General features: G+C 55.7%; 18 protein-coding genes. 11 read left to right on the plus strand and 7 right to left on the minus strand.

Features of this window, described 5'->3' with window-relative positions:
• The first annotated feature begins 12 nt into the window (after nt 1-12).
• From rpoN to npr, 5 genes are all read left to right on the plus strand, one after another.
• Nucleotides 13-1446, plus strand: a complete 1434-nt coding sequence (gene rpoN, locus ACB496_RS19725; protein ID WP_102105493.1) for an RNA polymerase factor sigma-54 — start codon at nt 13-15, stop codon at nt 1444-1446.
• 22 nt (nt 1447-1468) lie between these two features.
• On the plus strand, nt 1469-1756 hold the full coding sequence (gene hpf, locus ACB496_RS19730; RefSeq protein ID WP_100778725.1) for a ribosome hibernation promoting factor: 288 nt from the start codon (nt 1469-1471) through the stop codon (nt 1754-1756).
• 82 nt (nt 1757-1838) lie between these two features.
• Nucleotides 1839-2330 carry a PTS IIA-like nitrogen regulatory protein PtsN gene (gene ptsN / locus ACB496_RS19735; RefSeq protein ID WP_100778724.1) on the plus strand — a complete coding sequence of 164 codons (492 nt, stop codon included), beginning with the start codon at nt 1839-1841 and terminating at the stop codon, nt 2328-2330.
• Between the two features lie 45 nt (nt 2331-2375).
• On the plus strand, nt 2376-3230 hold the full coding sequence (rapZ, locus tag ACB496_RS19740) for an RNase adapter RapZ (RefSeq protein WP_100778723.1): 855 nt from the start codon (nt 2376-2378) through the stop codon (nt 3228-3230).
• Nucleotides 3227-3499 carry a PTS phosphocarrier protein NPr gene (gene npr / locus ACB496_RS19745; RefSeq protein WP_095283587.1) on the plus strand — a complete coding sequence of 91 codons (273 nt, stop codon included), beginning with the start codon at nt 3227-3229 and terminating at the stop codon, nt 3497-3499. The genes rapZ and npr overlap by 4 nt, the downstream gene beginning before the upstream one ends.
• 4 nt (nt 3500-3503) lie before the next feature.
• Here npr and mtgA read toward each other — a convergent pair whose 3' ends face one another.
• The 5 genes from mtgA to lptF form a co-directional block, all read right to left on the minus strand.
• Nucleotides 3504-4232, minus strand: coding sequence for a monofunctional biosynthetic peptidoglycan transglycosylase (mtgA, locus tag ACB496_RS19750; RefSeq protein ID WP_371973329.1), 729 nt, complete (start codon nt 4230-4232; stop codon nt 3504-3506).
• The gene (gene elbB / locus ACB496_RS19755) at nt 4229-4882 is read right to left on the minus strand and encodes an isoprenoid biosynthesis glyoxalase ElbB (protein ID WP_268194843.1); all 654 of its coding nucleotides are present in this window, start codon (nt 4880-4882) and stop codon (nt 4229-4231) included. Before elbB ends, mtgA begins: the two co-directional genes overlap by 4 nt.
• Before the next feature lie 232 nt (nt 4883-5114).
• A complete protein-coding gene (arcB, locus tag ACB496_RS19760; protein WP_371973332.1) occupies nt 5115-7448 on the minus strand; it encodes an aerobic respiration two-component sensor histidine kinase ArcB in 2334 nt (777 codons plus the stop codon).
• Between the two features lie 137 nt (nt 7449-7585).
• On the minus strand, nt 7586-8668 hold the full coding sequence (gene lptG, locus ACB496_RS19765; RefSeq protein WP_319417670.1) for an LPS export ABC transporter permease LptG: 1083 nt from the start codon (nt 8666-8668) through the stop codon (nt 7586-7588).
• On the minus strand, nt 8668-9768 hold the full coding sequence (gene lptF, locus ACB496_RS19770; RefSeq protein WP_100778718.1) for an LPS export ABC transporter permease LptF: 1101 nt from the start codon (nt 9766-9768) through the stop codon (nt 8668-8670). Before lptF ends, lptG begins: the two co-directional genes overlap by 1 nt.
• A 266-nt stretch (nt 9769-10034) precedes the next feature.
• On the opposite strand from lptF, the gene pepA reads away from it, so the two are divergent.
• The 5 genes from pepA (at nt 10035) to ACB496_RS19795 (ending at nt 16682) form a co-directional block, all read left to right on the plus strand.
• Complete coding sequence (gene pepA / locus ACB496_RS19775) at nt 10035-11546, plus strand: leucyl aminopeptidase (RefSeq protein ID WP_100778717.1); 1512 nt, start codon at nt 10035-10037, stop codon at nt 11544-11546.
• Between the two features lie 107 nt (nt 11547-11653).
• Entirely contained in the window at nt 11654-12097 is a 444-nt protein-coding gene (gene holC / locus ACB496_RS19780; protein ID WP_100778716.1) for a DNA polymerase III subunit chi, read from the plus strand.
• Entirely contained in the window at nt 12097-14952 is a 2856-nt protein-coding gene (locus ACB496_RS19785) for a valine--tRNA ligase (protein ID WP_102105497.1), read from the plus strand. The genes holC and ACB496_RS19785 overlap by 1 nt, the downstream gene beginning before the upstream one ends.
• A gap of 123 nt (nt 14953-15075) precedes the next feature.
• Nucleotides 15076-15579, plus strand: coding sequence for a GNAT family N-acetyltransferase (locus tag ACB496_RS19790; RefSeq protein ID WP_100778714.1), 504 nt, complete (start codon nt 15076-15078; stop codon nt 15577-15579).
• A gap of 83 nt (nt 15580-15662) precedes the next feature.
• Complete coding sequence (locus ACB496_RS19795; RefSeq protein WP_102105500.1) at nt 15663-16682, plus strand: NAD(P)-dependent alcohol dehydrogenase; 1020 nt, start codon at nt 15663-15665, stop codon at nt 16680-16682.
• A gap of 88 nt (nt 16683-16770) precedes the next feature.
• On the opposite strand, the gene ACB496_RS19800 is transcribed toward ACB496_RS19795, so the two are convergent.
• Nucleotides 16771-18408, minus strand: coding sequence for a dihydroxyacetone kinase subunit DhaK (locus ACB496_RS19800; RefSeq protein WP_371973335.1), 1638 nt, complete (start codon nt 18406-18408; stop codon nt 16771-16773).
• Between the two features lie 137 nt (nt 18409-18545).
• On the opposite strand from ACB496_RS19800, the gene ACB496_RS19805 reads away from it, so the two are divergent.
• On the plus strand, nt 18546-20048 hold the full coding sequence (locus ACB496_RS19805) for a helicase HerA-like C-terminal domain-containing protein (protein WP_371973336.1): 1503 nt from the start codon (nt 18546-18548) through the stop codon (nt 20046-20048).
• On the opposite strand, the gene ACB496_RS19810 is transcribed toward ACB496_RS19805, so the two are convergent.
• Nucleotides 20025-20969: a TIGR01212 family radical SAM protein gene (locus tag ACB496_RS19810; protein WP_371975262.1), complete on the minus strand. Its 945-nt coding sequence runs from the start codon at nt 20967-20969 to the stop codon at nt 20025-20027. The genes ACB496_RS19805 and ACB496_RS19810 overlap by 24 nt on opposite strands.
• Between the last annotated feature and the right edge of the window lie 35 nt (nt 20970-21004).

Below are 21004 nucleotides of genomic sequence, written 5' to 3' on the forward strand. Positions count from 1 at the left end.
AACGCTCTGAACATGAAGCAAGGTTTGCAATTACGGCTCAGCCAGCAACTGGCGATGACGCCACAGCTACAACAGGCGATTCGTCTGTTGCAGCTGTCCACGTTAGAACTTCAGCAGGAACTCCAGCAGGCGCTGGACAGTAACCCCCTGCTGGAGCAAACCGATCTTCATGACGAGGTTGATACCCAGGAAAAGCAGGACACCGAATCGCTTGATACGGCAGACGCTCTTGAACAAAAAGAGATGCCGGACGAGCTACCGCTAGACGCCAGCTGGGATGAAATCTACACCGCCGGAACCCCTTCCGGGACGCGTGCAGATTACCAGGATGACGAGCTACCGGTCTATCAGGGTGAAACCACCCAGTCCCTGCAGGATTATCTGATGTGGCAGGTGGAGCTGACGCCATTCACCGAAACCGATCGCGCGATTGCTACCTCGATTGTCGATGCCGTGGATGACACCGGCTATTTGACCGTTTCTCTGGAAGATATTCTGGAGAGCATCGGGAACGGCGATATCGATCTCGATGAGATCGAAGCGGTGCTAAAACGCATCCAGCGCTTTGACCCGGTTGGCGTGGCGGCGAAAGATCTGCGTGATTGCCTGTTGATCCAGCTGTCGCAGTTTGCGAAAGAGACGCCGTGGATCGACGAAGCGCGGTTGATCATCAGCGATCACCTCGATCTGCTGGCGAATCACGACTTCCGCTCGCTGATGCGCGTCACCCGTCTGAAAGAAGATGTGCTGAAAGAGGCGGTGAATCTGATTCAGTCCCTCGATCCACGCCCCGGACAGTCGATCCAGACCAGCGAACCCGAGTACGTCATTCCTGACGTTCTGGTACGCAAACACAATGGCCGCTGGGCCGTTGAACTGAATTCCGACAGCATTCCTCGCCTGCAAATCAATCAGCAATACGCCTCCATGTGCACCAGCGTGCGCAACGACTCCGACAATCAATATATTCGTAGCAATCTTCAGGAAGCGCGCTGGCTGATCAAAAGCCTTGAGAGCCGAAATGATACGCTGCTACGGGTGAGTCGTTGCATCGTCGAACAGCAGCAAGCGTTTTTCGATCAGGGCGAAGAGTTTATGAAACCGATGGTGCTGGCGGATATCGCCCAGGCCGTCGAGATGCACGAATCGACCATTTCGCGTGTGACTACGCAGAAATATCTGCACAGCCCGCGCGGTATTTTTGAGCTTAAGTATTTCTTCTCCAGCCATGTGAATACCGAAGGCGGTGGCGAAGCCTCGTCAACGGCCATTCGCGCACTGGTGAAGAAGTTGATCGCCGCGGAAAACCCCGCGAAGCCACTGAGTGACAGTAAGTTAACCACCATGCTGTCCGACCAGGGTATTATGGTGGCACGTCGTACTGTTGCGAAGTATCGAGAGTCTTTATCCATTCCGCCGTCTAACCAGCGTAAACAACTGGTTTGACACAACCGATAAGGAAGACACTATGCAGCTCAACATCACAGGACAGAATGTCGAGATCACTGAAGCCTTGCGTGATTTTGTGAATACAAAATTCGCCAAACTGGAGCAGTATTTCGAGAGGATCAATCAGGTCTACATTGTGTTAAAAGTGGAGAAAGTGACTCATATCTCGGACGCAACCCTGCATGTCAACGGGGGCGAAATCCATGCCAGTGCGGAAGGGCAAGACATGTATGCGGCTATCGACGGCTTGATTGACAAGCTGGCACGACAGCTTAATAAACATAAAGATAAACTGAAACAACACTAATTGTCCGGGCAGTTAACGGGTGCAGGGCGGCCTGTTGTCAAACACAACAGGCCATTTGTACAGTTAGCGCTTAGGTGAAATTATGATGAACAACGATTCCTCGCTTCAATTGAGTAATGTCCTTAACCAGGAATGTACCCGCAGTGGCGTTCACTGTCAGAGCAAAAAACGGGCTCTGGAAATTATCAGTGAACTGGCTGCAAAACAGTTAAGCCTGCCGCCTCAGGTGGTATTTGAGGCCATTCTGACCCGTGAAAAAATGGGCAGTACCGGCATCGGCAATGGCATCGCCATTCCGCATGGCAAACTGGAAGAAGACACATTACGCGCCGTGGGCGTTTTTGTGCAGCTTGAAACGCCTATCGCTTTTGATGCGATTGATAACCAGCCGGTTGATTTGCTTTTCGCTCTGCTGGTGCCTGCTGACCAGACGAAAACCCATTTGCATACGCTTTCTCTGGTCGCAAAACGTCTGGCGGATAAAACAATTTGCCGCCGTCTGCGCGCAGCCCAAAGTGATGAAGAGCTGTACCAAATTATCACCGAAGCGGAAGGCAATCAGGATGATGCGTAACCAGGAGATGGCCTTCACATCTGCAGTCGTGAGGAGAAACGGAACATGGTGCTGATGATCGTCAGCGGTCGTTCAGGCTCGGGGAAATCCGTGGCCCTGCGAGCGCTCGAAGATATGGGATTTTACTGCGTCGACAACCTTCCGGTTGTCCTGCTGCCCGACCTGGCGCGAACGCTTGCTGACCGGCAGATCTCTGCTGCGGTCAGTATCGACGTGCGCAACATGCCGGAATCCCCGGAAATCTTTGAAGAGGCGATGAACAGCCTGCCGGATAACTTCACGCCGCAGCTGCTGTTCCTTGACGCTGACCGTAACACGCTAATCCGTCGCTACAGTGACACCCGTCGTTTACACCCCCTTTCCAGCAAGAATCTGTCGCTTGAAAGTGCCATCGACGAAGAGAGCGATCTGCTGGAACCGCTGCGTTCCCGTGCGGATCTGATCGTCGACACCTCTGAAATGTCCGTGCATGAGCTGGCAGAAATGCTGCGTACCCGCCTGTTGGGTAAACGCGAGCGCGAGCTGACCATGGTGTTCGAATCCTTTGGCTTCAAACACGGCATTCCAATCGATGCGGATTATGTTTTCGACGTACGATTCCTGCCGAACCCGCACTGGGACCCGAAACTGCGTCCAATGACCGGTCTGGACAAGCCCGTGGCGGCATTCCTCGATCGTCACACAGAAGTTCACAATTTTATCTACCAGACGCGAAGCTACCTTGAGCTATGGTTACCTATGCTGGAAACCAACAATCGTAGCTACCTGACGGTCGCAATTGGTTGTACCGGCGGTAAACATCGTTCGGTGTATATTGCCGAACAGCTGGCTGATTACTTCCGCTCACGCGGTAAAAACGTTCAGTCTCGTCATCGCACGCTGGAAAAACGTAAAACATGACCGTAAAACATACCGTTGAGATCACCAACAAGCTGGGCATGCACGCACGCCCGGCGATGAAACTGTTTGAACTGATGCAAGGATTTGATGCGGAAGTGCTGCTGCGTAACGATGAAGGCACGGAAGCAGAAGCCAACAGCGTAATTGCGCTGCTGATGCTGGATTCCGCAAAGGGCCGACAGATTGAAGTGGAAGCGACCGGTCCGCAGGAAGTCGAAGCGCTGGCTGCGGTCGTCGCGCTGTTCAACGCCGGATTTGATGAGGACTAAGTCCTCATCTGTACAATTTATTCCTGGTCATAAACCCTTCTCCACCCAACTGTCGCATCTGGCGCATGATCCACGCCTGACGGTTGCGGACATACCCTGACGGCGCATCCGCTTTATAGCGAATCGGGTTAGGTAACACCGCGGCCAGCAGTGCGGCCTCGGCTTGAGTCAGGCGGCTGGCGGGTTTGTGGAAATAGCGTTGTGCCGCCGCCTCCACGCCAAACACCCCATCACCAAACTCAGCGATATTGAGATACACCGTCAGAATGCGTTTTTTACTCCAGACGGTCTCCATGCCCAGCGTCAGACCCGCCTCCAGCCCTTTGCGCACCCAGCTTCTGCCATCCCATAAAAACAGGTTTTTCGCCGTCTGCTGAGAGAGCGTCGAAGCACCGCGCACGCGATTTTCATTCCGTTCATTGTGGGCCAGCGCTTTTTCAATCGCCGAGACGTCAAAGCCCCAGTGTTCCGGGAATTTCTGATCTTCCGCCGCGATAACCGCCAGTCCCATCCACGGGGAGATTTCGTCCATGCTCACCCAGTCCGAGTGTGCCACATAGCTGAAATCCCCCGTCAGCCATGCGCCGAGCTGGCGCTCAACCATGACCGCAGAAAACGGCACTGGCACAATGCTGAAGAGCGCGATGCCACCGCCCCAGAACACTGCAAGCGCCAGCAGCGCGCGCAGCACAATGCGTTTCACCCAGGCGACAGAAGAGCGTTTTTTACTCACCGGGAAAGCACCAGCACGCGTTCGACCAGTTTCTCAATACCGACGGCGGCTTCAGCGATAGTTTGCGCCAGCATATAGGCGGGCGTGGTCACGATTTTGTTGTCCTCGTCGACCACGATATCTTCCACCGGGCACGGCACATGCTCGCCACCCATCTCTTCGATCACTTCAGCGGTATCGATGTCAGTGCCGATGGTCAGGCGCAGCGGGAAATCAAAAATCTTAGGCAGCATCGCAGGGGCGATGCACATAAAGCCCAGCGGTTTTCCTGCGGCGTGCATGCGCTGCGCCAGCGCTTTCAGCGCATCATCGACCCGACACTCGCTGCCCTGACTGGCGAAATTACTCAAATTTTTGGCGGCACCAAAACCACCTGGCACGATCAGGGCATCCAGCTCCTCGGCATTGGCCTGTGCCAGCGGCTGGATATTGCCACGGGCAATGCGCGCCGCTTCAATCAGCACATTGCGGGTTTCCGGCATTAATTCACCAGATAAATGATTGATAACATCCGTCTGGCTTTTATCCGGCGCAAAACAGACCGCTTCTGCACCCTGTTTCGCCAGTGCGAGCAGCGTCAGAACTGACTCATGAATCTCTGCGCCGTCGTAAACGCCGCAGCCGCTCAGTACAACACCTACCTTTTTCATTTCGCCGTCCCTTCTCTCCAACTATCTGAAGCACATTAAAAATTCTGATTAAAACGCTATGCTTCACACATTTCACTGATTCCTGTAACAAATCATTTAAGATTTGCTATCTTAACTGCGTGCGGCCTAAATTTTCGGGCAGCGTCCATGCAGTCACAATACTAAAAAAACAGGCGCTGCCAAGATTTCCCTGGTGTTGGCGCAGTATTCGCGCACCCCGGTTTAGCCGGGGTCATTTTTTGGTATTTTCCACCCACGCTTTCAACACATCCACATCGTTCTGCCACTCTTGTTTCATCTCTTCAACCCATTCACCCACGTTATCCCACCACGCCGGTAAATCCGGAGACTGGATCTGCTGACCCAACTGCTGCAAATGGCGTAACCCGACCGATCCGGCAGCGCCTTTAATTTTGTGCCCCTCTTCGACGATGCCTTTCTGGTCGCGCGCCGTCAGATTGGACTCCAGCACGCTTAAATAGCCCGGCATCATTTTCTCGAACACTGCCACCCCATCGGTGATCAGTTTCGGCCCGACTAGATCGATGTACTGCTCCAGCATGGCGATATCCAGAAGTGATTGTGCTTTTTCGCTGTCTACAGGCGTCATCGTGCTCTCCTCTTCATCACAGGTATCCCAGAATTTTTTGATCATAGCGGTCAGGGCAGGCACCGCCAGCGGTTTGCTGAGCACATCGTCCATACCGGCATCGAGGTACTCTTTTTTGTCCTTCAGAACGTTAGCGGTCAGGGCCACCAGCGGCGGTAATTCATCGCGCGTATAACGACGCGTCAGCTCGCGGGAGATGTCCAGCCCGGTCATATCCGGGAGCTGAATATCCAGCAGCACGAGGTCATACTCACCTGGCGTAAACATCTCCAGCGCAGCAGTCCCGGTCATCGCCACATCGACGCTGTTACCCAGTTTTTCGAGCACAGAACGGGCGACAATCACGTTCAGCTCAATATCTTCAACCAGCAGAACATGAAGGGCGGGCAGCGGCAGTTCATCGTTCTCGAAGGTATCTTCCACCTCTTCAGCAACCGCAGGCGCATGTACCGTCAGCGTAAAGACAGAGCCTTTCCCCTGCTGGCTGGAGACGGTGATATCCCCGCCCATGCTCTTCGCCAGGCGGCGCGAAACGGCCAGGCCAATCCCGGTGCCCGTTGCCGGTTTCCCGCCGTGGCTGTCTTTCACCTGATAATACATGGCGAAGATTTTGTCCTGCTCTTCCTGCGGAATGCCGATGCCGGAGTCCTCCACTTCGAAGTGCAGCATATCGCCTGCATCGAAGCGAATACGCACCACCACTTCCCCTTTCTGGGTGAACTTGACGGCGTTGCTGATGAGGTTCCACAGGATCTGGCGCAGACGCGTACCATCCGTCACCACTTTATGCGGCAGCGGCAGCGAAGGCTCCAGCACAAAGCGCAGCCCTTTCTGCTGCGCCTGCAAACCGGAGAGATTCTCCAGATCCGCCAGGAAACCGGTGAAGTCGACAGGCTGATTATCCAGCTGGACTTTTCGGCGTTCCATCTTATCCATATCAATAATATCGTTGAAGATATTACCGAGAGTCACGGCGGAAACGTGGATAGTTTTGAGGTATTTTTCCTGTTCGCCGGTCAGTTCCGTGTCCAGCAGAATACGGCTAAGCCCCACGATGCCGTTCAACGGCGTACGCAGCTCATGGCTGATGGTCGAGATGAAGGTGGTCTTGTCGCGGCTGGCACGCTCTAGCGCGTCCTGATAACGCTTACGCTCGGTAATATCGCGGCCAAAGCCCATCAGGCCGTGGCGTTTGCCCACGCGGTCGTAATAAGGCACTTTACGAATTTCAAAGCAGGCTTTGCGCCCGTCGGGGTAATCCAGCCACTGCTCGTAGGTGAGAGAGACATTATGGCGGAACACCTTCTCGTCGGTTTCGATAACCTTGGCCGCCGCCTCTTCCGAGTAGACATCCTGCGGTTTAAGGTGAATCAGCTGTTTCTCACTTTTCCCCGTCAGCAGCTCCATCGCCCGGTTACAGCCGGAGAACTCTTTATCTTCGTTGCGGTAGAAGACCAGATCCGGTGAAGCGTCGAGGAACGAGCGCAGGAAGGAGGATTGCTGCTCCAGCTGAATCTGCGTGACTTCACGCTCTTTCATCTCAACCTTCAGCTGCTCAAGGGTCGCCTGACGTTCGGCTTCCGCTTTCTCACGATCCGAAATCTCCTGATTCAGCTGCGCAATGTTGTCTTTTAGCTGGACGTTAAGCTTGAGGTCACGCTCGCGCATCTCCTCCAGTTTCTGCACCAGACGGGAGAGCCGCTGGCGTGACTCTTCCAGCTGTTCCACCACCACCGAGAGAAAATAGACCGCCCACGGAGTGATCAGCAGGCCGAAGAAGATCGAGCGGATAACGTCGATACTTTCGACCTGGCCGTGCAGCACCATGGTCACCGCCATCTGCACGACAATCGCCAGCACTACCAGCGCCAGGGCCAACAACATTGAGAAACGCACCAGGCCGAGCTTCATCATCAGGTCGACGTAGTACTGCGCAAGCATACGAATTTGCTTCATAGGGGATCCCTTCACGACTTCATCGCTCAATAATACTCAAATTCCGGGCAAGGCGTTGAAGGTTGTGTGAAAAAGTGCGGCGTGAATCAGGAGATTAGCCTCACTCCCGGCGATTCGGGAGTGAGGAAGAGGTGCGATCAGGAGCGTCTGAGAAGCAGCCAGAGGCTGATCAGGAAGAACGACGCGCTTGGCAGCAGCGCACCGATCAGCGGTGGAATACCGTAGACCAGCGTCAGCGGGCCAAAGATCTGGTCCAGCACGTAGAAAACAAAGCCGAAGCTGATACCGGTGACCACACGCACGCCCATCGGCACGCTACGCAGCGGCCCGAAGATGAACGACAGCGCCATCAGCATCATTACCGCCACGGACATTGGCTGGAAGATTTTGCTCCACATGTTGAGCTGATAACGCCCGGCATCCTGGCCGCTCGACTTCAGGTACTTCACATAATTGTGCAGGCCGCTGATAGAGAGCGCATCCGGGTCCAGCGCCACCACGCCCAGTTTGTCAGGCGTCAGGTTGGTCTTCCAGGTGCCCGAAACGGTCTGAGCACCGGTGATTTGTTTCGGATCTTGCAGGTTCGACTCATCCACCTGCGACAGGCGCCAGAGCTTCTGCGCCGGATCGAATTTCGCCGTGGCCGCGTAACGCACGGACTGTAAACGGCGATGATCGTTGAAGGCGTAAATACTCACACCGCCCAGCTCATCATCACCTTTTACGCGTTCGATATAGACGAAGTTGTTACCGTCTTTCGCCCACAGGCCTTGTTGAGTCGAGAGCAAAGAGCCGCCGTACATGGCCTGCGCACGATAGTTACGCGCCATCTGCTCGCCCTGCGGAGCGACCCATTCACCGATCGCCATCGTCAGCAGGACCAGTGGAATAGCGGTTTTCATTACCGACAGCGCCACCTGCATACGGGTGAAGCCCGAAGCCTGCATCACCACCAGCTCACTGCGCTGGGCCAGCATCCCCAGCCCCAGCAACGCGCCTAACAGCGCGGCCATCGGGAAGAAGATTTGCACATCTTTTGGCACGCTGAGAATGGTGTACATCCCGGCGCCCAGTGCGTCGTAACTCCCCTGCCCGGCTTTTTTCAGCTGGTCGACAAACTTGATGATGCCCGAGAGCGACACCAGCATGAACAACGTCATCATGATGGTGGTGAAAATGGTTTTACCGATATAGCGGTCAAGAACGCGGAAAGCCTGCATCACACCGCTCCTTTACGTACAAAGCGGGCACGTATGCGGCGCATCGGCACGCTATCCCACAGGTTTAATACCACTGCCAGCAGCAGGTACAGGCCATTGACCACCCACATCCAGATCATCGGGTCGATCTTGCCCTTGCCGCCATTCGACTTAATAGACGTTTGCAGCAGGAAGAACACCAGATAGAGCAGCATCGCTGGCAGCATCGAGAGCACACGACCCTGACGCGGGTTAACCACGCTCAGTGGCACAACCATCAACGCCATCATAAACACGGTGAATACCAGCGTCAGACGCCAGTGCAGTTCCGCTCTCGCGCGATTGGTATCGGTGTTTATCAGGGTACGCATGTCCATCTGCTCGGTATCCGTTGGATCGAGCGCCACGTTCTGATGGCCGACAATCGCCTGATAGTTCTGGAAATCGGTAATACGGAAGTCGCGCAGCAGCGCGGTGCCTTCAAAGCGGGTGCCTTTGTTCAGCGTCACCACCTGAGAGCCGTCTTTACGCTGCGAGAGCTGACCGGAATCCGCGACCACCACGGAAGGGCGGGCGTTGCCTTTGGTACGGATTTGCGCGAGGAACACGTCGTTGAATCGACTGCCGTCAACGCTTTCAATAAAGAGGACGGAGCTGCCGTCTGTGGCCTGCTGGAACTGGCCCTGCGCGAGCGCCGCCATGCCAGGGTTGGCTTTGGCTTCGGCCAGCACTTCATCCTGATGTCGGGAAGACCAGGGGCCGGCCCACATTACGTTTACCGCCGCCACGATACCGGTAAACAGTGCCAGCACCATCGCGGCTTTCACCAGTACGGCTTTGCTTAGGCCGCAGGCGTGCATGACGGTGATTTCACTTTCGGTATAGAGTTTTCCCAGCGTCATGAGCAGGCCGAGGAAAAGGCTTAGCGGCAGAATAAGCTGCGCCATTTCGGGCACGCCTAATCCGAGCAGAGAAAGCACCAGATTTGTTGGGATTTCGCCGTCTACCGCCGCGCCGAGGATCCTGACTAACTTCTGACAGAAAAAGATCAGAAGTAAGATGAAAAGGATCGCCAGCTGGCTTTTGAGCGTCTCCCGCACCAGATATCTTATGATTATCACTTTAAATACGCCCGTAAAAACCCGTCTCTTTGCTGGAAAATTGCTTGTTTCATGGCTTAAACGTCATTTATTCTCTTGAGTCGTCGAAAACATCGCTAAGATTAAAAAACCCGGCGGTGTCGCGCTTCAGGATATTTTTTGACGTGTCGAAACCGTAGTAACGTAAGATTAACACGAAGTCACCACAACAGCGGACATGAGTTACGAAAGGTTTCAATTCTATCCGTAGCAGCCGTCGTTGTCTTTAAGATTCAGGAGCGTAGTGCATGGAGTTCAGTGTAAAAAGCGGTAGCCCGGAGAAACAGCGGAGTGCCTGCATCGTTGTGGGCGTCTTTGAACCACGCCGACTCTCCCCGATCGCCGAACAACTCGATAAAATCAGTGACGGCTATATCAGCGCCCTGCTGCGCCGTGGCGAACTCGAAGGCAAACCTGGGCAGACGCTGTTACTGCACCATGTTCCCAACGTGCTGTCCGAGCGCATTCTGCTGATTGGTTGCGGTAAAGAGCGCGAGCTTGATGAACGCCAGTACAAGCAGGTCATTCAGAAAACTATCAATACCCTGAATGATACCGGCTCAATGGAAGCCGTCTGCTTCCTGACCGAACTGCACGTGAAAGGTCGCAACACCTACTGGAAAGTGCGTCAGGCCGTTGAGACCGCGAAAGAGAGCCTCTACAGTTTTGATCAGTTGAAGACCAACAAAAGCGAACCGCGTCGTCCGCTGCGTAAAATGGTCTTTAACGTCCCAACCCGTCGCGAGCTGACCAGCGGCGAGCGCGCCATTCAGCACGGTCTGGCGATTGCCGCCGGTATCAAAGCGGCGAAAGATCTCGGCAATATGCCGCCAAACATCTGCAACGCCGGTTACCTGGCCTCGCAGGCGCGTCAGCTGGCTGATTCCTACAGCAAAAATGTCGTCACCCGCGTCATCGGCGAACAGCAGATGAAAGAGCTGGGGATGCACTCGTACCTTGCGGTCGGAAACGGTTCGCAAAACGAATCGCTTATGTCGGTCATCGAGTACAAAGGCAATCCGTCCGAAGACGCGCGCCCTATCGTGCTGGTTGGCAAAGGCCTCACCTTCGACTCCGGCGGTATCTCCATCAAGCCTGCCGAAGGCATGGATGAGATGAAGTACGACATGTGCGGTGCAGCGGCGGTTTACGGCGTGATGCGTATGGTTGCCGAACTGCAGTTGCCGATTAACGTCATCGGCGTACTGGCGGGCTGTGAAAACATGCCTGGTGGTCGCGCGTATCGCCCTGGCGATGTTCTGACCACCATGTCCGGCCAGACCGTTGAAGTGCTTAACACCGACGCCGAAGGCCGTCTGGTGCTGTGCGACGTGCTGACCTACGTGGAGCGCTTTGAGCCTGAAGCGGTCATCGACGTGGCGACGCTGACCGGCGCCTGTGTGATTGCCCTCGGCCATCACATCACCGGCCTGATGTCGAACCACAATCCGCTGGCCCACGAGCTGATCGGCGCATCCGAGCAAGCGGGCGACCGCGCATGGCGTCTGCCGTTGGGCGATGAGTATCAGGAGCAGCTAGAATCTAACTTCGCAGACATGGCCAACATTGGCGGCCGTCCTGGCGGGGCGATTACCGCAGGTTGCTTCCTGGCACGCTTTACCCGCAAGTACAACTGGGCTCACCTGGATATCGCGGGTACCGCATGGCGCTCCGGTAAAGCCAAAGGCGCTACCGGTCGTCCAGTTGCCCTGCTGTCGCAGTTCCTGCTTAACCGCGCCGGTTTTAACGGCGAAGAGTAGTTGCACGCCGTTGTCCGGCGGCGTCAGGCTTGCCGGACCTACAAGGTGTACGCTGGCCGGGTAACCCCCGGCTTTGCGTTTAAATCCACCCAAAGAAGCCCCATATTATGAAGAATGCGACGTTCTACCTTCTGGACAACGATAACACCGTCGATGGCTTAAGCGCCGTTGAGCAGCTGGTGTGTGAAATTGCCGCAGAACGTTGGCGCAGCGGTAAACGCGTCCTGATTGCCTGTGAAGATGAAGCGCAGGCGATTCGTCTTGACGAAGCGCTGTGGGCAAGGCCACCCGAAGGTTTTGTTCCGCATAATTTGTCGGGAGAAGGGCCGCGCGGTGGCGCACCGGTGGAGATTGCCTGGCCACAAAAGCGTAACAGCAGCGCGCGCGATATTCTGATCAGCCTGCGTATCGGCTTTGCAGATTTTGCCACCGCTTTCACAGAAGTGGTAGACTTTGTCCCTCACGAAGATTCTCTGAAACAACTGGCGCGCGAACGCTACAAAGCGTACCGCCTGGCCGGTTTTAACCTGAATACGGCAACCTGGAAATAATGGAAAAGACATACAACCCACGAGATATCGAACAGCCGCTTTACGAGCACTGGGAAGAGCAGGGCTATTTCAAGCCTAACGGCGATGAAAGCAAAGAGTCCTTCTGCATCATGATCCCGCCGCCGAACGTCACCGGCAGTTTGCATATGGGTCATGCCTTCCAGCAAACCATCATGGATACCATGATCCGTTACCAGCGCATGCAGGGCAAAAACACCCTGTGGCAGGCCGGGACTGACCACGCGGGCATTGCGACCCAAATGGTGGTTGAGCGTAAGATTGCCGCTGAAGAAGGTAAAACCCGCCACGACTACGGTCGCGATGCGTTCATCGACAAAATCTGGCAGTGGAAAGCCGAATCTGGCGGCACCATTACCCGTCAGATGCGTCGTCTCGGCAACTCCGTGGACTGGGAGCGCGAGCGCTTCACCATGGATGAAGGCCTTTCCAACGCCGTGAAAGAAGTTTTCGTCCGTCTGTACAAAGAGGACCTGATTTACCGTGGCAAACGCCTGGTGAACTGGGACCCGAAACTGCGCACTGCGATCTCCGATCTGGAAGTGGAAAACCGCGAGTCTAAAGGCTCCATGTGGCACATCCGCTATCCGCTGGCCGATGGCGCAAAAACCGCAGACGGTAAAGATTACCTGGTGGTTGCGACGACGCGTCCAGAAACCCTGCTGGGCGATACCGGCGTGGCCGTTAACCCGGAAGATCCGCGCTACAAAGATCTGATCGGTAAATTTGTGGTTCTGCCGCTGGTGAACCGCCGTATTCCAATTCTTGGCGACGAGCACGCCGATATGGAAAAAGGCACCGGCTGTGTGAAAATCACCCCGGCACACGATTTCAATGACTATGAAGTTGGCCGTCGTCACGCCCTGCCGATGATTAACATTCTGACCTTTGACGGCGATATCCGTGAAAGCGCGGAAGTGTATGACACCAAAGGCGAAGAATCAGACGTTTACTCCTCTGAAATCCCGGCTGAATTCCAGAAACTGGAACGTTTTGCTGCGCGTAAAGCGGTGGTTGCGGCCATTGACGCGCTCGGCCTGCTGGAAGAGATCAAACCTCACGATCTGACCGTTCCTTACGGCGACCGTGGTGGCGTGGTCATCGAGCCGATGCTGACAGACCAGTGGTACGTGCGTGCCGATATCCTGGCGAAACCGGCTGTCGAAGCGGTTGAGAACGGTGATATCCAGTTCGTACCAAAACAGTATGAAAACATGTACTTCTCCTGGATGCGCGATATTCAGGACTGGTGTATCTCTCGTCAGCTGTGGTGGGGTCACCGTATCCCGGCCTGGTATGATAACGACGGCAACGTGTTCGTTGGCCGCACCGAAGAAGAAGTGCGTCAGGAAAACAATCTGGGCGCTGACGTGGCCTTGCGCCAGGACGAAGACGTTCTGGACACGTGGTTCTCCTCCGCCCTGTGGACCTTCTCCACTCTCGGCTGGCCGGAAAACACCGACGCCCTGCGTCAGTTCCATCCGACCAGCGTGATGGTCTCCGGCTTCGACATCATCTTCTTCTGGATTGCCCGCATGATCATGATGACCATGCACTTCATCAAAGATGAAAACGGCAAGCCGCAGGTTCCGTTCCATACCGTTTACATGACCGGTCTGATTCGTGACGACGAAGGCCAAAAGATGTCCAAATCCAAGGGTAACGTTATTGACCCACTGGATATGGTTGACGGGATTTCGCTGGCAGATCTGCTGGAGAAACGTACCGGCAACATGATGCAACCGCAGCTGGCAGAGAAAATTCGCAAGCGCACCGAGAAGCAATTCCCGGACGGCATCGAGCCGCACGGCACCGACGCCCTGCGTTTCACCCTGGCAGCGCTGGCCTCTACCGGTCGCGATATCAACTGGGACATGAAACGTCTGGAAGGTTACCGCAACTTCTGTAACAAGCTGTGGAACGCCAGCCGCTTCGTGCTGATGAACACCGAAGATCAGGATTGCGGCTTTAACGGCGGCGAAATGACCCTGTCTCTGGCGGATCGCTGGATTCTGGCGGAATTCAACCAGACCATCAAAGCGTACCGTGAAGCGCTGGATACCTATCGCTTTGATATCGCAGCAGGCATTCTGTATGAGTTCACCTGGAACCAGTTCTGCGACTGGTATCTGGAGCTGACCAAGCCAGTAATGAATGGCGGCAATGAAGCGGAGCTGCGCGGCACGCGCAACACGCTGATTACCGTTCTGGAAGGTTTGCTGCGTCTCGCGCACCCAATCATCCCGTTCATCACCGAGACCATCTGGCAGCGTGTGAAGGTCATCAAAGGCATCACTGCCGACACCATCATGCTGCAGCCGTTCCCGGAATTCGACGCCGCACAGGTAGATGAAGCAGCCGCTTCCGATACCGAATGGCTGAAACTGGCGATTGTGGCAATCCGTAACATTCGCGCAGAGATGAACATCTCTCCAGGCAAACCACTGGAACTGCTGCTGCGCGGTTGCAGCGAGACGGCGATTCGTCGTGTGACTGAGAACAGTAGCTTCCTGCAAAACATGGCGCGTCTGGAAAGCATCACCGTGCTGCCAGCTGATGACAAAGGTCCGGTCTCCGTGACTAAAATCATCGAAGGCGCCGAGCTGCTGATCCCGATGGCGGGTCTGATCGATAAAGAGACCGAACTGGCTCGTCTGGCAAAAGAAGTGGCCAAAGTCGAACTGGAAATCGGAAAAATCGAGAGCAAGCTGGCTAACGAAGGCTTTGTCGCACGCGCCCCTGAAGCGGTTATCGCGAAAGAGCGTGAACGTCTGGTCGCCTTCGCCGATGCAAAAGCGAAACTGATCGAGCAGCAGGCCGTTATCGCCGCGCTGTAATGCCTCTACCCCTTGCCTGATCGCAGGCAAGGGGTATCCTCCCTGAATTATCCTCGCTTGCACTCCCCTTTCTGTGGTGCTATTAACTGCAACTGTGTGTCAATTTTTGTCATGAGTAATGCTATGAGCGTGATTACCCCCGTCGCAGCGGCTATGCGCCGGATCACTGAGCAAGACAACGCCGGGATCGCTGCGGTTATCCGTGAAGTGTCGGCGGAGTACGGCCTGACGGCCGATAAAGGCTATACCGTCGCCGACCCCAACCTGGACGAGCTGTTTCAGCTTTACAGCCAGCCGGGCCATGCCTACTGGGTGATTGAACAGAACGGCAAAGTCGTCGGTGGAGGCGGTGTCGCGCCACTGAGTTGCAGCGAGCCAGATATCTGCGAGCTGCAAAAGATGTATTTCCTGTCGAACGTGCGCGGACAAGGCCTGGCGAAAAAGCTGGCGCTGCTTGCTCTCGATCACGCGCGCGCGCAAGGTTTTAAACGTTGCTACCTCGAAACGACCGCCTTCCTTAAAGAAGCCATCGGCTTATACGAGCACCTGGGTTTTGAACATATCGATGCGCCGCTGGGCTGTACCGGGCATGTCGATTGCGAAGTCAGGATGCTGAAAACTCTGTAAATCTCCTTCCCGCCCTCTTCTGTTAAGCAGCTGTAAACTGAATGCTCTACACTCTCAGTTCACACCAAAACGGGGGAAAGACGATGTCGAAGATAAAAAGCTATGCCGCGCCGCAGGCAGGTGCAGACCTTGAACTGTACGAATACGATGCGGGCGAGCTGAAAGCAGAAGACGTCGAAGTCCAGGTCGATTATTGCGGGATCTGCCACTCAGACCTGTCTATGATCGACAACGAATGGGGCATCTCAAGCTATCCGCTGGTTGCCGGACACGAAGTGATTGGCCGCGTGGTGGCACTGGGTACAGCAGCACAGGACAAAGGGCTGAAAGTCGGCCAGCGCGTCGGTATTGGCTGGACCGCTCGTAGCTGCGGCCATTGCGATGCCTGTATTAGCGGCAACCAGATCAACTGTCTGGAAGGCGCAGTTCCTACCATCCTCAATAAAGGCGGTTTCGCCGACAAACTTCGCGCCGACTGGCAGTGGGTTATCCCGTTGCCCGACAGCATTGATATCGAATCCGCTGGCCCGCTACTGTGCGGCGGTATCACCGTTTTCAAACCCCTTCTAATGCATCACGTCACTGCCACCAGCCGCGTCGGCGTCATTGGCATCGGCGGTTTAGGCCATATCGCCATCAAATTACTGCACGCGATGGGCTGTGAAGTGACTGCCTTTAGCTCCAATCCGGCGAAAGAGAAAGAAGTGCTGGCGATGGGGGCTGATAAAGTGGTCAACAGCCGCGATCCGGAACTGCTGAAAGCGCTGGCCGGTCAGTTCGATCTGATCATCAACACGGTCAATGTCGATCTCGACTGGCAGCCGTACTTTGAAGCGCTGGCATACGGCGGGAATTTCCACACCGTCGGTGCGGTACTGAAGCCGCTTCCGGTTCCGGCATTCACCCTGATTGGCGGCGATCGCAGCATTTCCGGCTCTGCGACCGGTACCCCGTTTGAATTGCGCAAACTGATGAAGTTCGCGGGACGCACCAAAGTAGCGCCAACTACCGAACTCTACCCGATGTCGAAAATCAACGAAGCCATCCAGCATGTGCGTGACGGTAAAGCCCGTTATCGCGTGGTGTTGAAAGCGGACTTCTGACATTAATCGCCCGGTAGCGTTTTGCTTACCGGGCGACAACACTCAATCGCTGGCCGGGTGAGGCAGTCGCCACCCGGCACATTTCACATTATCGCGCGAGCGCCGCAAAAACTTCCGCAACAGCCACCGCCCCTGGATCCGTCACCCCGTCCAGATTCTCTTTATTCACATACGACGAACGCCCCGCGCCAGCCTTTTGCATACTGGCCGTCGCGTCGGCCCCTTTCTTCGCCGCCTGTGCAGCAGCCTGGATGTCGCTCTTCTGCAACGCTTCCAGCGCCGGTTGCAGCGCATCGATCAATGTGCGATCGCCGAGATCCGCCCCGCCGTATTGCTTCATTTGCGCAAGCCCACTGAGGAGAGCATCCGCCAGCGGTTTGCCGTCGTGAAGCGCTTGCCCGGCAGCAGTAAAGAAGATCGACATCAACACCCCGCTCGATCCGCCCATCACCGTTGCCAGTCGCTCGCCCGTCAGCAGCAACAGTTTCGGGATATCGTTCAGCGGCAGCTGCTTCTCTTGCAATAAATGCGCAATGTCCCGCGCGCCTTGCGCAAAGGTCGAACCCGTATCGCCGTCACCCACTTTTGCATCCAGCGCATTCAGGCGATTCTCCAGATCGACCAGCGTTTGCGTCGCCGCCCCAACCAAAGCCGCCACCTGCGCGTTGTCAGAAGGCGCATAGTCCACGCGATCCTGTATAGCCGTATGCGGCAACGTGCGCAGCGGCGCAAACGCCACTGGTTTTTGCCAGCCGATGGTCTCGACAGGCTCATTAATCGCCCGTTCAAAGGTCTCGTTTAGCCTGAGCAGCGACAGAGAAAAGCCCTTCATGTCCAGCGAGCTCACCAGCGGTGCGGGGCCGATGAGATACGCAATCTGATCCTGTAGCGCCGAATGCGCCAGCTCTTTCGTCAGCAGCGCCATTTCCAGCGCAGACACGCCGCCGAGATTGTTAATCAGCACCGCAAAACGTCCGTCACCCGCCTTCTCTTTGAGCGGCGCGATCAGCTTGTCGATAATGGCTTTGCTGTTTTGCGTATCCAGCACCGACGCCCCCGGTTCGCCGTGAATGCCCAGACCCAGCTCGACATGCCCTTGCTTAATGCGCCCTTCTTCGTCATCGCTTCCCGGCAGATTACAGGTCTGCATCGCCACACCCAGGCTCCACAGGTTTTCGCAGGCCTGTTGCGCAATATCCCGGACTTCACTCAGCGATTTCCCTTTTTCGGCCGCAAAACCTGCAATTTTGTGAACCAGCGCGGTACCCGCAATGCCGCGAGGCTGTTTGTTGTCCGGAAGCGCGATGTCATCGGCCACAATCACCATCTCGACTTTCAGTCCGTAGCGTTTGGCCTTTTCCGCTGCGAGGCCGAAGTTCAGACGATCGCCGGTGTAATTTTTAACGATCAGCAGGCAGCCACGATCGCCCGTCACTGCCACGATCGCATTCAGCACCGCATCGACGCTCGGGGACGCAAACAGATCCCCGCACACTGCAGCGGTTAACATCCCTTTGCCGACAAATCCGGCGTGCGCCGGTTCGTGGCCGGAGCCCCCACCGGAAATCACCGCCACCCGGCTCTTATCCCAGTCACTGCGCGCGACCACGCGGATGGCCGGATCGATATCGAGTTTGACCAAATTGCCGTGTGGCGCGGAGATCAGTATGCCTTCAATGGCGTCATTGACCAGCTGTTTGCGGTCATTAAAAAAGAATCTGGACATAGCTTTCCAACTTTTTGTGAATCGTATGCAAAAGCATAGTCCGCGCTGGGTAATGCGCCGCAAAGTCAGGAATTTACTGAGTCAAATTGCCGTCAGGTTGCCTATACTCGACGCAGGACAAAGAGAGGAAGCGCACCATGAGTACACCACTGCTGATTGCCCGGACGCTGGATAAAGAGTTGTTCCTGTTGCCCGGAATGGCGAACCGCCACGGGCTGATTACCGGCGCCACCGGGACGGGGAAAACCGTGACTCTGCAAAAACTGGCGGAGTCTTTTTCCAGTATTGGCGTGCCGGTCTTTATGGCTGACGTGAAAGGCGATTTAACCGGCATCGCCCAGGAGGGGACAGCGTCAGAAAAACTGCTTGAGCGGCTGAAAAACATCGGCGTGACCGACTGGCAGCCGCAGGCGAATCCTGTGGTGGTGTGGGATATTTTCGGTGAGAAAGGCCACCCCGTGCGCGCGACCGTCTCGGATCTCGGCCCGCTGCTGCTGGCACGGCTTCTTAATCTTAACGACGTCCAGTCCGGCGTGTTGAATATCATTTTCCGCATTGCCGACGATCAGGGCTTGCTGCTGCTTGATTTTAAAGATCTGCGCGCGATTACCCAGTACATTGGCGATAACGCCAAATCCTTTCAGAACCAGTACGGAAATATCAGCCCCGCATCAGTGGGCGCTATTCAGCGCGGATTGCTTACCCTAGAACAGCAGGGCGCAGAGCATTTCTTCGGCGAACCCATGCTGGATATCAAAGACTGGATGCGTACCGACAGTAACGGCAAAGGGATCATCAACATCCTGAGCGCCGAAAAGCTCTACCAGATGCCGAACCTCTACGCCGCCAGCCTGCTGTGGATGCTTTCTGAACTCTATGAACAGCTACCGGAAGCGGGCGATCTGGAGAAACCGAAGATTGTGTTCTTCTTTGACGAAGCGCATCTGCTGTTCAGCGACGCCCCACAGGTTCTGCTGGATAAAATCGAACAGGTGATTCGTCTGATCCGTTCCAAAGGTGTGGGCGTCTATTTTGTCTCGCAGAACCCTTCCGACATTCCCGATAACGTGCTGGGCCAGCTCGGGAATCGCGTGCAGCACGCGTTGCGTGCTTTTACTCCGAAAGATCAAAAAGCGGTTAAAGCGGCGGCGCAAACCATGCGCGCAAATCCTGCGTTTGATACGGAAGAGGCGATTCAGGCGCTCGGCACCGGGGAAGCGCTCATCTCATTCCTTGATGCCAAAGGCAGCCCGTCCATCGTCGAGCGCGCAATGGTTATCGCGCCGTTCTCTCGCATGGGGCCGGTGACGGACGACGAGCGTAACGCGCTGATCAACCACTCGCCGGTTTACGGCAAATACGAGGATGAAGTGGATCGGGAGTCCGCATTTGAGATGCTGCAAAAAGGGGTTCAGACGAGTACCGAGAAGCAGCAAGCTCCAGCGGCTAAAGGGGGTGATGTTGCCGTTGATGACGGCATTCTCGGCGGGCTGAAAGATATTCTGTTTGGCAGCACCGGACCACGCGGCGGTAAACGCGATGGCGTGGTGCAGACGATGGCTAAAAGCGCCGCGCGGCAGGTGACGAATCAGATTGTGCGCGGCATGCTGGGGAGCTTACTGGGTGGACGACGTCGGTAGCGGGGAGACCCACGGCGTACCTAACGCCGAGCCTTGCACACCGTGCTGGTTCAGATAACGATCCAGTTCCACCATCCCCGTCCAGCGATTCTCGCACCACAAGGGCGCGAGAAGCGTTGGGCGGCGTGCGCTGGCAGAGATGCGGTGGTAAATCACCTGCGGCGGCGTGTGGCGGATCATCTCCCCTGCCGTCACGGTGTATTCGTCCAGCGCAATGCCGTTTAACCGCCCGGCTTCCCAGGCTTTCGCCATGGTGCTTCCGGTTACAATATGCAGCGGGTGGAGCTTAATGCCATCCACGCCCGTCTCCACAACTCTTTCCAGGGTTTCCAGACCGTGCTGCTGCCCTTCCCCCGGCAGACCGACAATCAGATGCGAACAGACCTTTAAACCGCGCTCCCGCGCCAGTCGGGTGGTTTTCTGATAACAGGCAAAATCATGACCACGATTGATCCGATGCAGTGTTTTGTCGTGCGCGGTCTGCAATCCCAGCTCCAGCCAGATTTCGTAGCCCAGATCTTTATATTCGCTCAGTAAATCCAGTACAGCTTCAGGTACGCAGTCCGGGCGCGTACCGACACAAAGCCCGACGATATTCGCCTGGCTTACGGCCTGCTGATACATGGAGCGCAGCACCTGCACTTCTGCAAAGGTGCTGGTGTAGGCCTGGAAGTAGGCCAGATACTGTTTTGCGCGGTTAACCAGACTCGCCTGATGGGAAAGCTGCTCGGCAATAGAGTTATGCTGCTGCGCCTCATCGGCAAAAGAGGCCACATTACAGAAAGTACAGCCGCCACGCCCGATGGTGCCATCGCGATTAGGACAGCTAAATCCGCCGTGCAGCGTGAGCTTGTGAACCTTTTGTCCGTAGCGGCGTGAAAGATCCCCACCAAACATGTTGACTAATTTCTGTAACTGCATAATCTGATAGACCGTCCCGGAGAAAGGGGACAAGC

Source organism: Lelliottia nimipressuralis, from assembly GCF_041464075.1.
GTDB lineage: Bacteria > Pseudomonadota > Gammaproteobacteria > Enterobacterales > Enterobacteriaceae > Enterobacter > Enterobacter nimipressuralis.